13 protein-coding genes are annotated in these 12346 nt (G+C 62.6%); 11 read left to right on the forward strand and 2 right to left on the reverse strand.

Features of this window, described 5'->3' with window-relative positions:
* The first annotated feature begins 76 nt into the window (after positions 1–76).
* The 3 genes from X735_RS163065 to X735_RS163055 all read left to right on the forward strand — a co-directional run bounded on the left by X735_RS163065 (position 77) and on the right by X735_RS163055 (position 3186).
* Entirely contained in the window at positions 77–820 is a 744-nt protein-coding gene (locus X735_RS163065) for a glucose 1-dehydrogenase (RefSeq protein ID WP_023808968.1), read from the forward strand.
* 25 nt (positions 821–845) lie between these two features.
* Positions 846–1943 (forward strand): isocitrate/isopropylmalate dehydrogenase family protein, encoded by a 1098-nt coding sequence (locus X735_RS163060; RefSeq protein WP_023808969.1) that lies wholly within the window; start codon positions 846–848, stop codon positions 1941–1943.
* A gap of 103 nt (positions 1944–2046) precedes the next feature.
* A complete protein-coding gene (locus tag X735_RS163055) occupies positions 2047–3186 on the forward strand; it encodes an alpha-hydroxy acid oxidase (RefSeq protein WP_023808971.1) in 1140 nt (379 codons plus the stop codon).
* 192 nt (positions 3187–3378) lie between these two features.
* Here the strand turns inward: X735_RS163055 and X735_RS163050 are convergent, their stop codons facing one another.
* Complete coding sequence (locus X735_RS163050; protein WP_023808972.1) at positions 3379–3978, reverse strand: TetR/AcrR family transcriptional regulator; 600 nt, start codon at positions 3976–3978, stop codon at positions 3379–3381.
* A 363-nt stretch (positions 3979–4341) separates the two neighbouring features.
* Between X735_RS163050 and X735_RS163045 the strand changes: the two genes are divergently transcribed.
* Positions 4342–5082, forward strand: a complete 741-nt coding sequence (locus X735_RS163045; RefSeq protein WP_023808973.1) for an NAD(P)-binding domain-containing protein — start codon at positions 4342–4344, stop codon at positions 5080–5082.
* Positions 5083–5339: 257 nt separating this feature from the next.
* Here X735_RS163045 and X735_RS163040 read toward each other — a convergent pair whose 3' ends face one another.
* The gene (locus X735_RS163040) at positions 5340–6245 is read right to left on the reverse strand and encodes a LysR family transcriptional regulator (protein WP_023808975.1); all 906 of its coding nucleotides are present in this window, start codon (positions 6243–6245) and stop codon (positions 5340–5342) included.
* A 135-nt stretch (positions 6246–6380) separates the two neighbouring features.
* Here X735_RS163040 and X735_RS163035 point away from each other — a divergent pair, with 135 nt between their 5' ends.
* The 7 genes from X735_RS163035 to X735_RS163005 all read left to right on the forward strand — a co-directional run bounded on the left by X735_RS163035 (position 6381) and on the right by X735_RS163005 (position 12346).
* On the forward strand, positions 6381–7103 hold the full coding sequence (locus X735_RS163035; RefSeq protein WP_023808976.1) for a LamB/YcsF family protein: 723 nt from the start codon (positions 6381–6383) through the stop codon (positions 7101–7103).
* Between the two features lie 66 nt (positions 7104–7169).
* Positions 7170–7403: an acetyl-CoA carboxylase gene (locus tag X735_RS163030; RefSeq protein ID WP_013533152.1), complete on the forward strand. Its 234-nt coding sequence runs from the start codon at positions 7170–7172 to the stop codon at positions 7401–7403.
* Complete coding sequence (locus X735_RS163025) at positions 7403–8767, forward strand: acetyl-CoA carboxylase biotin carboxylase subunit (protein ID WP_031212343.1); 1365 nt, start codon at positions 7403–7405, stop codon at positions 8765–8767. The genes X735_RS163030 and X735_RS163025 overlap by 1 nt, the downstream gene beginning before the upstream one ends.
* A gap of 9 nt (positions 8768–8776) precedes the next feature.
* The gene (locus X735_RS163020) at positions 8777–9652 is read left to right on the forward strand and encodes a carboxyltransferase domain-containing protein (protein ID WP_023808978.1); all 876 of its coding nucleotides are present in this window, start codon (positions 8777–8779) and stop codon (positions 9650–9652) included.
* Complete coding sequence (locus X735_RS163015) at positions 9642–10613, forward strand: biotin-dependent carboxyltransferase family protein (RefSeq protein ID WP_023808979.1); 972 nt, start codon at positions 9642–9644, stop codon at positions 10611–10613. Before X735_RS163020 ends, X735_RS163015 begins: the two co-directional genes overlap by 11 nt.
* Before the next feature lie 249 nt (positions 10614–10862).
* The gene (locus X735_RS163010; RefSeq protein ID WP_023808980.1) at positions 10863–11615 is read left to right on the forward strand and encodes an ABC transporter ATP-binding protein; all 753 of its coding nucleotides are present in this window, start codon (positions 10863–10865) and stop codon (positions 11613–11615) included.
* Complete coding sequence (locus X735_RS163005; RefSeq protein ID WP_023808981.1) at positions 11612–12346, forward strand: ABC transporter ATP-binding protein; 735 nt, start codon at positions 11612–11614, stop codon at positions 12344–12346. The genes X735_RS163010 and X735_RS163005 overlap by 4 nt, the downstream gene beginning before the upstream one ends.

Raw genomic sequence — 12346 nt, forward strand, 5'->3', positions numbered from 1 at the left:
CTAAAAGGGCGTTCAGATAATCGGACTGTGCAATGTACGCGACTTCCCCGATGGTGCCGGCAATGGAGGAACAGATATGAGACTTGCTGGCAAGGTCGCCATCGTCACTGGCGGCGGTTCGGGATTTGGCGAAGGCATCGTCAGGAAATTCGTCACCGAAGGTGCGCGGGTCGTGTTGATGGACCGTGATGAGGCCGCCGCGGCCCGCGTTGCTGCCGAAGTCGGCAAAAATGTGCGGCCAATCACTGGCGACGTCTCGACACTCGCAAGCTTCGAAGCGGCGGCAGACCTGGCCCGCTCGGCCTTTGGCGGTCTCGACATACTGGTCAACAATGCCGGCGTGGCCCAGCCGCCCCTGGCGCTCGAGACGATGGACGAAGAGATGTTCGACCGGATCGCCAACGTCAACATGCGATCCATCTACAATGGCGCCCGTGCGGTCGTTGCGCATTTCAAATCCATCAAATCGGGCGCCATCCTCAACGTCGCCTCCACTGGCGGCGTCTCGCCGCGCCCGAATTTGACTTGGTACAATGCTTCCAAAGGCTGGGCGATTGCCGCCACCCGGGCCATGGCCGTGGAACTCGCCCCCTTCGGCATCCGCGTCAACGCCATCAACCCGGTTGCCGGCGACACGCCGCTTCTGTCCACCTTCATCGGCTCCGGCGAGGAAAACCGCGCCCGCGTCGTCGCCACCATTCCGATCGGCAGGCTGTCTACGCCGGCGGACATGGGCAACGCCGCGGCATTCCTGTGCTCCGACGAGGCCAGCATGATCACCGGCGTCGACCTCAATGTCGACGGCGGCAAGTGCATCTGAGCGTTAGACCATTTGGGAGTTGGCGATGAAGCCTGTCTACGAAATCGCCGCGGTGCATGGCGACGGCATCGGCCCGGAAGTCTGCGCCGCAGCGGTTCAAGTGGTGAAAGCAGCGCTTGGTCCCGGCAACCCCTTGCACTTCAGCGAATACCCGGCCGGAGCCGAGCATTTCCTGAAGACCGGCCAGAGCTTTCCCGAGCCGACCTTCCAGGCCTGCCGCGCGGCGGACGCCATCCTGCATGGTGCGGGCGGCTTGCCGGGCGTCGTCCATCCCGATGGAACCGAAGCAGGCCTGGATTTCACGCTGAGACTGCGCTTCGAACTCGATCTCTATGCCAACGTCCGCCCCATCAGGCTCTTCGAGGGCGTGCCTAGCCCGTTGAGCGGAGTGAAGGCCGGCGATATCGACTACATCATCTTGCGCGAGAACAGCGAAGGGCTTTACGCCGCGCGGGGATCGGGCGCCCTGTTGCGCGGCGAAGTGGCGGTCGACACGCTGGTGCAGACGCGCTCCGGCATCGTGCGCATCGTGCGCAAGGCCTTCGAACTGGCGCGCCAGTCGGGCGGCGCGCCTCGTGACGGCGTGCGCCGGGTCACCTGCTGCGACAAGGCCAATGTGCTGCGCAGCTATGCCTTCTTCCGCTCCGTCTTCGACGAAGTGGCGAAGGACTATCCCGATATCGCGACCGAGCACGCGCTGGTCGACGCCATGGCGATGCATCTCGTGCTGAAACCGGGCCATTTCAACGTCATCGTCAGCGAGAACATGTTCGGCGACATCCTGTCCGACCTCGCCGCCGCGACGGTGGGCGGGATGGGCATGGCGCCTTCAGCCGAGATCGGCGCGGCCAACGGCTTCTTCCAGGCCGCGCACGGCTCGGCGCCCGACATTGCCGGCCAAGGTATCGCCAATCCGTATGGGACGATCCTCTCGGCAGCCTCGATGCTCGACTGGCTCGGCCACAAGCATGGCGACGAGAGGCTCAACCAGGCCGCGGCGCGCATCCGTCGCGTGACCGAGGACTGCCTGGCCAACGGGCTTCTGAGCGCCGACCTGAAAGGCAGGGCGTCGACCAGTGAGATAACCCGCTCGATCTGCGACCGGCTCGCGGCAGCGGCGTGACTGATGATCAAGGTGAAGATAGATCTTGTTGGACCTCGCAAGGTCGGCCAGACGCTCATGCGCCGGATATTCATTGCCGACCGGCACGAGGGCGAGGCTTGAGATGGGCGCTCTCGATCGCCAGGTTTCGGTCGAGGATTTTCGCAGGCTTGCCCGTCGTCGCCTGCCGAAATCCATCTTCGAATTCATCGATGGCGGGGCGGGGCAGGAACTCACCCTTAACGCCAACCGAAGCGATTTCGAAAAGATCAGACTTTTGCCGCGCGTGCTTACCGATGTTTCGCATCCGAACGTTTCCACGACGCTCTGGTCCGAGACCTTGCCGACACCGCTCGTGATCAGCCCGATGGGTTCCTGCGCGCTGGTCAGGCCCGGAGCCGACATTGCCATCGCGAGGGCGGCGACCGCTCGCGGCATCCCCTACACACTCTCCACCATGGCCACGGCCAGCATCGAAGGCATGGCGCGAGCCGTACAGGGGCCGCTGTGGTTCCAGCTTTATGTGCTCAAGGATTTCGACTTCAATCGCCAACTGGTCAGGCGAGCGGAAGAATTTGGCTATTCGACGCTGGTGGTGACCGTTGATCTGCAAGCCGGGGGCAAGCGCGAAAAGGATCTTAGGAACGGCATATCCATCCCACTGCGGCCTTCGGCCCGGCATCTCTGGGAAGGCATGCTTCATCCTGGCTGGTCGCTGCGCCTGCTACGCGGCGGTCTGCCCCAGTTCGAGAACGTCCGCGGCTATCTCGGTGACAACAGCGCCGGCCTGACGATCGCCGCGCGTGTTGGCGGCAGCCTCCATGCAGGTTTCGACTGGGACGATTTCCGCCAGATCCGCGACTGGTGGAAAGGCCGGCTGCTGGTCAAGGGCGTCCTGCACCCGGGCGACGCGTCGCGACTGGTGGCGGCTGGTGCCGATGGCATCTGGGTGTCCAACCATGGAGGCCGTCAGCTCGACGGTGCTGTATCGAGCATCGATGCCCTGCCCGCCATCCGTGAGGCACTTGGCGCCCAAGTCCCGATCCTCATCGATTCCGGTATCCGCACGGGCACGGACATCATCAAGGCCAAGGCACGCGGCGCCACCGTCGCGGCGATCGGCCGGGCCGCCCTGTTCGGCGCCGTGGCTGGCGAGTCCGGTGTGGCCAAGGCACTCGATATCATCCTGGACGAAGTGGTGACTTGCCTCAGGCTCTGCGGAATCCCCCGTTTTCAGGAAGCGGGATCAGAAATCATAGCATAGCGCCAAGACGTGTGCTCACGCTTGGTCGCAAAGTTTCAGCCACCAATTGCCGCCCTCGCACGCCGCTCTTCTCAGGCCCAAAAGCCGCCGTCCATCCAGACGACGGCAGCCATTCAGAAAGCGTTTGTTTGATGCACACGCGCTGGCGACAGCGTTATGAAATTCGAAAGGCTGCGCAGTCGGATAGGCGGACTAAACTCCGCCGCCCGGTGCTGTTTTCGGTTCCATCCATCCGTTCTTCAGGACGTCGCGAAGCACGTTCCGAGTGTCTTCGCCCGCTGCCGTTGCGCCGCTCGCCCAAGCGATCGCCAGTGCTCCGAAAAAAATGGCGCGCCCGGTCATCGTCCGTCGTGCAAGCCCTTCGTCCTGTGCAGCCTTCAGGATTCGCTCCGTCGTCGCGATGACAGCATGGCAGGTCGGCGTCAGCGGGGATTCTACTCGGCAAGCGGCCCGTAACGGTTCAGGCAAGCCCTCATAAGCCAGCATCCAGTTGCCGAGAGCTTCAACCCAGAGTTCGAGTGCGCGGCCTGCATCGCTCTCCCCGGCTTCGATTTCAACGCGACGATCGTCGAGGCTTTCATAGTGAAGAACTAGCAGCGCAGCCAGGAGGGCGTCTTTGTTTGGAAAATGGCGGTAGAGCGTCCCTGCCCCCACGCCCGCCAGCTTCGCGATAGCATCCATCGAAACGTCAACACTGTCGTTGCCGAACGCTTGTCGCGCCACCTCGAGAATGTGCGCCCGATTGTGTTGCGCGTCCCTGCGGAGGGCTGACGCGATCGACGATTGAGACATGACTGACCTTTGAACCCTTGAAGATCGGAGACACTCTCCGTATCTAAGTCGAAGCGGAGACAGTCTCCATATAGCCCGTGGTCGACTGTTCTAACAGGTCGGCATGAGCCGGCGAAACGAGGACGATGATCAGGCAGATGATACCGGCATGCATCTGGGCAACGGTACGGCACCTGCCTGGGGCCTGGCGCGCGCAGTCAGTAGATGCCGCGAGCGAGCTATACGAAGTTCGAGGCGGGCTGTTCCATCGGGGATTATGGCGGCACCACCCTGCGCGACCATCTGGATGTCCCGCTCAACACGGGATCGATCCGCGCATCGTGCGCTGAGCTCATAATCACAATTATCTGGAAGGAAATCGGCATGAACATCGGCATTATCGGCGCGGGAAATATCGGCACCACCCTCGCACGAAAGCTGACAGCGGCCGGACACGCGGTGAAGCTGGCGGGCTCGAAGGGGCCTGATGACATCCGCGAGAAGGCGATGAAGGTTGGTGCGCTCCCGGTTGCCGTGCACGAAGCAGCAAGGGGTGTCGAGGCGATCGTTCTATCGATCCCGTTTGCGAAGATTCCCGATGTCGCCAACATCTTTGCCGATGTACCAGCCGACGTGGTCGTGATCGACACCTCCAATTATTATCCTATGCGCGACGGGAACATCGCGGAGGTTGACGATGGCAAGCCGGAAAGCGTCTGGTCCAGCGAACAACTCGGCCGGCTGGTGGTCAAGGCGTTCAATGCGGTCCTCGCCCAAACGCTCGCCGAAGGTGGCGCAGCGGCCGGAACGGCTGGACGGATCGCGATCCCCGTCGCAGGCGATGATGCGCATGCCAAAGCGATCGCACGCGAACTGGTGAACGAGACCGGTTTCGACGCACTTGATGCCGGCGATCTCGCGAGTTCCTGGCGCCAGCAACCGGGCACGCCAGCCTACTGCACGGAACTGACGTTGCCTGATCTTCAGCATGCGCTGTCCACGGCGGAAAAGGCGCGCGCACCCGGAGCTCGCGACGCACTGATCAAGGGCTTCATGGAGGCGACGACCCCCCTCCGCCACGAGCAGATCGTAGCCCGCAACCGTGAAGTCACCGCCCTCCGATGAGAGACTTTTCCGGTTCCGGCCCGAGGTGGTGACCAAGAAGACTGTCCAAGAGTTCCTTCTGTTTGTCGGGAACAACCTGCCAGACGACGATGACGAGGCCGGCGTGAACCCGCTCTTTAGAGTTTTCTGAAGCCCTTGGCGTTTTTTGCGACAAAGGTGAAATCCCCCTTGATGATGCGAGGCATCAACTCCCACGCGGCACGCTCCGCTGCTCAACCAGCGAGCCTGAGCCATAGCGCCTGCCTGACGGCAGGCGGTTAGCCGCCGCCGCCCATGGTCACGGACATGAAGGCCCGGAAGGCCGCCGCGGCCGGTTCGATTGATCTGTCCCGCGACCAGGCCAGGCCGACATCCATGGTAGGAATGGGCTCGACAAGCCCGCGCACTTCGATGCGCTGCCCCTCCAAGGACCAGGGGCGGTAAACCATGTCGGACAGGACAGTGACCCCCATGCCGGCAGCCACGAGCGACCGCACGGCCTCGACCGAACTGGTGGTAAGGACGGCGCGGAGCGAAAGGCCCGCGGCATCCCAGTAACGGGCGGCTGTCGTGCGTGCCTCGTCCACCGTCAGCATGACATAGTCTTCCGCCGCCACATCGGCGAGGCTGATTTCCCGCCGCGCGAGCAGATGATGATCAGCCGAAAGCCAGAGCCGGCGGTTCGACCGCATCAAGACCTCCTGCGCCAACTCCTTGGTGTGTTCCAGGTTGGACACCAGCATCACGGCCATGTCGATATCCCCGCACATCAAGCCGCTTTCGAGAGCGTCTCGAGGCAATTCCAGCACCTCGACCTCGATCTCGGGATAGGTCTTTCGAAACCGCGCGTAGTGGCGCGACATGTAGTAGCCGACGACCGTGTAGGTCATGCCCAGCCGCAGCTTGCCCGCCAGGCCTTTCCTATCGCGCAACGGGCTTCGGACGGCGGCAGCGACGGCCCCGGTGATAACACGCGCATGTTCAAGAAACCTCGCGCCCTCCATCGTCAGTCTTACGCCAGCGTGGTTACGCTCCAAAAGCCGTACGCCCAGGTCAGCCTCAAGCGTCTTTATCGCCGCAGTGACGGCCGATTGCGAGATGTTGAGTTCCACCGCAGCATGACTGACCTGTCCGCTCTCGGCGGTCGCGATAAAATAATCAAGCTGTTTCAAGGTGATGGTCATGGTGCGCTCCGGCCCAGAACCATTATCTGTTTTTTTGATATGACAATCAATAAACTACTATTTCACAAACGCCCTCGCATGCGCAAAAAATGCTGCAACGCCGCAAAGACGGCAGCTTCGAGGGGTAACAATGCGATGGCGGTGACGCTAAACTGCGACATGGGCGAAAGCTTTGGCCTCTACAAGGTTGGCGATGATATGGGCATGATGCCCATCATCGACGTTGCCAATGTCGCCTGTGGTTTTCATGCCTCCGATCCGGATCACATGCACGCCGCCGTCCGCAGCGCCAAGGCGAGTGGCGTAAAGATCGGCGCCCATCCAGGCTTGCCCGACATTCAGGGTTTCGGCCGGCGCGAGATGCGGATGACCCGCGAAGAAGTCAGGAACACCATCATTTACCAGGTGGGAGCGCTTGCCGGCTTCCTCAGGGCCGAGGGTGTGGAACTCCACCACATCAAGCCGCATGGCAGCCTCTACTTCATGGCCATGCAGCAGGAGGCAATCGCCCATGGCGTCTGCGACGCGGCAGAGATTTTCGGCGTACCCCTCTTCGGCATGACGGGCACCCTGCATGAGAAGATCTATCAAGAGCGCGGTATCCCATTCGTCGCCGAGTTCTATGCCGATCTCGACTACGATGCCTCCGGCAAGCTGATCTTGACACGCGTTCATGACGCCAAGGACCCCGCAGAGATGGCCGAGCGGTGCGTGCGCGCCATCAAGGAGGGCGAGGGCACGGCAGAGGACGGCAGTTTCTTCCCCGTACGCTGCGAAACCATCTGCGTGCATTCCGATACGCCGAACGCCATCGAAATAGCCAGGGCCGTGCGCACCGCAATCGCCCCCTGGCACTGAACTCGACCGAACCCGCCCGCGCAGGCGGTTCCAAATTAGTCTGTCTGCAGTTTTCCGGAGCTTTTTATGGCCCAGATTCTTTCGCCTCTTCCCGGCACCTTCTATCGGAGCGCTTCGCCAGACCAGCCGCCCTACAAGGCGGATGGCGACGCGGTTTCCGCCGGAGACGTAATCGGTCTCATCGAAGTGATGAAGTCGTTCCACGAAGTGAGGGCCGAGACGGCCGGTACGAACATCCGCTTCATTGCCGACAATGAGGACCCCATCATGGCCGGCGCACCTATTGCGGATCTCGACTGATGCTGAAAAAGCTTCTGGTTGCCAACCGGGGCGAGATAGCGGTCAGGATCATCCGGGCCGCGCAAGATTTGGGGATCGCCACCGTGGCGGTGTATTCGGCCGCAGATGCCGAGTCGCTCCACGTCCAGCTTGCGGACGAAGCGGTCAACATCGGCCCACCAGCAGCAAAGAAGTCCTATCTCAATGTCGAAGCAATTCTGAAGGCTGCCAGCGATACCGGTTGCGACAGCGTTCATCCTGGCTATGGGTTCCTTGCCGAGAATGCCGCGTTTTCCGACGCGGTCACAGGCGCTGGATTGGTCTTCGTCGGCCCGTCGGGAGATGCGATCCGGATGATGGGAGACAAGGTCTCGGCGCGATCGGCCGCCGCCGCTGCAGGTGTCCCTGTGGTGCCTGGCTCGGCTGGCCGGGTCGAGGGCCTCAAGGCTGGCCACGAGGTGCTGACCGCAACCGGTTTTCCGGTGATGATCAAGGCGGCGGCAGGCGGCGGCGGGCGGGGCATCCGCATCGCCAACTCGCTCGCCGAGTTCGAACAAGCCTTTCCTCAGGCCGAAGCAGAAGCCCTCGCCGCCTTTGGCGACGGTGGCCTCTACATGGAAAAAGTGATCGGCAAGGCCCGCCATATCGAGGTGCAGGTGCTGGCGGACGGAAGCGATGCCATTCACTGCTACGAGCGGGAGTGCTCACTGCAGCGGCGACGCCAGAAGGTTTGGGAGGAGGCGCCGTCTCGCGCACTTTCAGACAGGCTGCGCGAGGATCTCTGCGCTTCGGCGGTCGCTTTGGCCAAGGCGGTCAAATACTCTGGTGCCGGCACGGTAGAGTATCTTTATGACGATGAAGCAGATCGCTTTTACTTCATCGAGATGAACACCCGCATTCAGGTCGAGCACCCGGTCACCGAAGCGATCACCGGCATCGACCTCGTTGCGGAGATGCTTCGCATCGCCGGCGGCGAGAAGCTGCGGATTCGGCAAGGCGATGTCTCCGTCAAGGGGCATGCGATCGAAGTCCGGCTCAATGCCGAAGACCCGGCGAAGGAGTTCGCTCCATTCCCCGGGCAGGTGGCCGAGCTTCGCATTCCCGGCGGTCCGGGCGTACGCTTCGATTCGATGCTCTATCAAGGCTATCAGGTGCCGCCCTTCTATGACTCGCTGCTTGCCAAGCTGATCGTGCATGCAGAGACGCGCGAGGCGGCGATAGTGCGCCTGATCCGCGCGCTCAACGAGTTGAAGATCGGCGGGCTCAAGACCACCAAGCCGCTGTTTCTTGCGCTGGCCGCCGATCCGGCGGTACGGGCGGGAGACGTGCATACCCGCTGGCTGGAAGGCTGGCTCATCGAAAACGCCGCAGCATTGGCGGGTTAAGGAGGACCGATGTCGATACGATTCAACTTCGGCGGTGACGAACATATCTTCGGCGAGGTGTCCGAAGAAATGTCGCTCACCTCCTTCTTTACCGGCCTTTCGATGACGAACGCGGTGCGTACGGCAGGCATCCGAGGTGTCACCGAGATCTGCCCAGCCAACGCCAGCTTCCAGATTCGCTTCAACCCCGACATCGTCAAGCCGCAGGATTTGCTCAGCGAACTGAAGTCGATGGAAGAGGCGGCCTCGAAGGCGGACCCGGTGCTGAAGACCCGGATCATCGAACTGCCGGTTTATTTCCAGGATCCATGGACGCGTGAAACCTGCCTGCGCTTCCGCGAGCGCCATCAGGACCCCTCCTCCACCGATCTTGAATATTCGGCACGCATCAACGGCTACGCCACGGTGGAAGAGTTTATCACGGCCTATTCCGGCCAGCCCTGGTTCGTGTCCATGGTCGGCTTCGTCGCCGGACTCCCCTTCCTGTACCAGATGGTTGAGCGCAAGAAACAGATTCAGGCGCCGAAATACTTGCGTCCACGCACCGACACTCCCAAGCTCACCATTGGCCATGGCGGCTGCTTTGCAGCGATCTATTCGGTACGCGGCGCTGGCGGCTACCAGATGTATGGCATAACCCCGGCCCCGATCTACGACCCGACCAGGAAGGTGCGCTACCTCGCCGATGACATGTGCCTGTTCAAGCCAGGCGACATCGTCAAGTTCAAGGCCATTGGCCGCGATGACTACGACGCCACGCTTGAGGAAATCGAAGCCAATCGGTGGCAGCCGACGGTTCGCGAGTGCACCTTCAGCCTGAAGGATTTCAACAGCGACATTTACGGCACCAATGCAAAGCTGATGGAGCTTATCAATGGCCGTTAAGGTAATCTCTCCCGGCCTCTCCACTTCCGTGCAGGACCTTGGTCGACCAGGCCACTATCATGTCGGCATTCCCGAAGGCGGCGGCATGGACCGCTTTGCCACACGCATCGCAAACCTGCTTGTCGGCAACAATCCGGGTGCCGCGGTGCTCGAAGCCACCTTCATGGGCCCCGAACTCGAATTCACCCAATCCGCGGTCGTCGCCGTCACCGGCGGAGAACTCCCCCCCAAACTCAATGGCGAGGAGCGGCCGACCTGGGAAAGTTTTCCGGTGAAGGCCGGTGACCGGCTTTCCTTCGGCTTCCTCAAGGGCGGCGCGCGCGCTTATCTGGCCGTCTCCGGCGGCATCGACGTACCCGTGGTTCTCGGTTCGCGCTCGACTTACATTCTGGGCGCACTCGGCGGCCATCAGGGCCGCACGCTGAAGGCGGGTGATGAGCTTCCCCTCGGCGAAGGTTCCGGCAAAGCCGGTCTTTCACTGCCTGCAAATCTGCGCCGCGCGGGCAATAGTCCGGCGGAACTCAGAATGCTTCCCGGCATGTACTGGCATCGGATCACCGAGGCTGCCGGCAATCGGTTCTTTGAGGAAACCTGGAAGGTCGCGCCCGAAGCCGACCGCATCGGCTATCGCTTCCGGGGCGGGACGCCACTGGAGTTCGTCGAGCGCGAGCAGCCTTTCGGTGCGGGCTCCGACCCCTCGAACATCGTCGATGCCTGCTATCCCTACGGATCCGTCCAGGTGCCGAGTGGCACGGAGCCGATCGTTCTTCACCGGGACGCGGTTTCGGGTGGCGGGTACATGATGCTGGGCGTGGTGATATCGGCCGACATGGACCTTATCGCCCAACTCCAGCCGCACACCCCGGCGCGCTTCGTTCCGGTGACGCTGGAAGACGCGCTTGCCGCGCGAACCGAACAGCGCGCCGCGCTGGCGCGTGCCGAAGGACATCTGGCCGGCTGACGTCAGCCGGAAAAATGCCGGCGGAGGAGCCGGTGGCGAGGAGATCGGCCGGCCAAAACCGACCGTGCGTGGCGGAAGACAAAATCCGGTGCGCGAAACGACAAGACGACGCCGGGCAACGGCGTGAATTTGGCATCCGAGCAGTCCGCTAGAGACCGCCGGAACCGACAGGGGAAGACATTTGCAACGTGACTGGCCGCAAGGCCGGATGCTTCGCGCCTTTCCGTCGGTAGAAAGAAGGAAAGGGTCATGAGTCATCTGAGCGCGGAGAACGTCTCGGTATCGTTTGCGGGGCTGAAGGCCCTGTCATCGGTAGACCTCCAAATTACGCCCGGCCGCATTAGTGGCCTCATCGGCCCGAATGGCGCTGGCAAGACCACGCTCGTCAACGTGCTGACCGGCTTCCAGGCACCGACGGAAGGCACCATCAAGCTCGACGGCGCAGCACTCACGGGTCTCAAGCCGCATCAGGTCCGGCGGCGCGGCATCGCCCGCACCTTCCAGGGTGGGCGGCTCTTCCGCGACTTGCCTGTGCTGGACAATTTGGAGGTAACCGGCGTTGGCCTGGGAATGAGCCGGCGCGCTGCCATCGCCGAAGCGGAAGCGATGCTCGACTGGATAGGCATCGGTGCGCTGAGCACCCGCATCGCCGGAACGTTGCCATATACGGACGAGCGCCGCGTCGCCATTGGCCGCGCCCTGATGGGACGGCCCGCATACATCCTGCTCGACGAGCCCGCGGCTGGCATGAGCGCACTGGAGGCGCGGGAGCTTTCGGCCCTGATAAGACACATCGCCGCCGATCTCGGCTGTGGTGTCCTGCTCATCGAGCACAATGTCGGGCTGGTGCTCGGCCTCTGCCAGCATATCGTCGTGCTCGATTCCGGAGCGATCATCGAGGAAGGCCCGCCTGCCGCGATCCGCGACAGCGAGAAGGTGCGCCACGCCTATATGGGCACTGCCGCGAACACCGACCTGCCTGTGCTGGAGGCGATGGAATGAGCCTGCTCGCCCTTTCCGATATCACTATTCGCTATAGCCGTCTCACGGCGGTCCGAAATGTCTCCTTCTCCATGGCCGAGGGAGAAATCCTGTTCATCACCGGCCCGAACGGAGCCGGGAAGTCTTCGCTGCTGCGCGCGATCGCCGGTGTTACGCCGGTGGCGGGCGGCCGGATCGACCTTGCAGGTCATGAGATCACCGGCCAGGCGCCGGAAAACATCGCCCGGCTCGGATTCTCCATGGTGCCGGAGGGGCGCGATGTCTTCGGCTCGCTGACGACCGAAGAGAACCTCCTGGTCGGAACCGGCATGCACGCCCGCGAACGCGGCTGGCGCAGCCGAGCGGCCGACGAACTCGAAGCCGTCTACGCAACCTTCCCGATGCTGAAAGAGAGGCGGCACGGGCAGGCGGGATTGCTGTCCGGCGGGCAGCAGCAAATGCTGGTCATCGGACGCGCGCTGATGACCAATCCGCGGCTTGTAGCCATTGACGAGCCTTCGCTGGGCCTCGCCCCCAACATCAACGACCAGGTCTACGAGCGGCTGATCGCGCTGCGTGCGCAGCGCCAGCTCACGCTCCTGATCGTTGAGCAGAGCTCGGCCCGAGCGATGATGGTGGGCGGGAGGATGATCCTGATGCGTGGCGGACAGATCGTGCTCGATGGCGACGCGCGGACGCTCGGCAACGGCGAGGCGATCCAGGCTGCCTATTTCGGCTACGAGGACAATTGA

Origin of the sequence: Mesorhizobium sp. L2C084A000, assembly GCF_000502875.1 — a bacterium.
In the GTDB taxonomy this organism is placed as follows: Bacteria; Pseudomonadota; Alphaproteobacteria; order Rhizobiales; family Rhizobiaceae; genus Mesorhizobium.

Bases quoted from the DNA above. Each gene is read 5' to 3' on its own strand.
- X735_RS163065 (WP_023808968.1), top strand. From the start codon at position 77: ATGAGACTTGCTGGCAAGGTCGCCATCGTCACTGGCGGCGGTTCGGGA.
- X735_RS163060 (WP_023808969.1), top strand. From the start codon at position 846: ATGAAGCCTGTCTACGAAATCGCCGCGGTGCATGGCGACGGCATCGGC.
- X735_RS163055 (WP_023808971.1), top strand. From the start codon at position 2,047: ATGGGCGCTCTCGATCGCCAGGTTTCGGTCGAGGATTTTCGCAGGCTT.
- X735_RS163050 (WP_023808972.1), bottom strand. From the start codon at position 3,978: ATGTCTCAATCGTCGATCGCGTCAGCCCTCCGCAGGGACGCGCAACAC.
- X735_RS163045 (WP_023808973.1), top strand. From the start codon at position 4,342: ATGAACATCGGCATTATCGGCGCGGGAAATATCGGCACCACCCTCGCA.
- X735_RS163040 (WP_023808975.1), bottom strand. From the start codon at position 6,245: ATGACCATCACCTTGAAACAGCTTGATTATTTTATCGCGACCGCCGAG.
- X735_RS163035 (WP_023808976.1), top strand. From the start codon at position 6,381: ATGGCGGTGACGCTAAACTGCGACATGGGCGAAAGCTTTGGCCTCTAC.
- X735_RS163030 (WP_013533152.1), top strand. From the start codon at position 7,170: ATGGCCCAGATTCTTTCGCCTCTTCCCGGCACCTTCTATCGGAGCGCT.
- X735_RS163025 (WP_031212343.1), top strand. From the start codon at position 7,403: ATGCTGAAAAAGCTTCTGGTTGCCAACCGGGGCGAGATAGCGGTCAGG.
- X735_RS163020 (WP_023808978.1), top strand. From the start codon at position 8,777: ATGTCGATACGATTCAACTTCGGCGGTGACGAACATATCTTCGGCGAG.
- X735_RS163015 (WP_023808979.1), top strand. From the start codon at position 9,642: ATGGCCGTTAAGGTAATCTCTCCCGGCCTCTCCACTTCCGTGCAGGAC.
- X735_RS163010 (WP_023808980.1), top strand. From the start codon at position 10,863: ATGAGTCATCTGAGCGCGGAGAACGTCTCGGTATCGTTTGCGGGGCTG.
- X735_RS163005 (WP_023808981.1), top strand. From the start codon at position 11,612: ATGAGCCTGCTCGCCCTTTCCGATATCACTATTCGCTATAGCCGTCTC.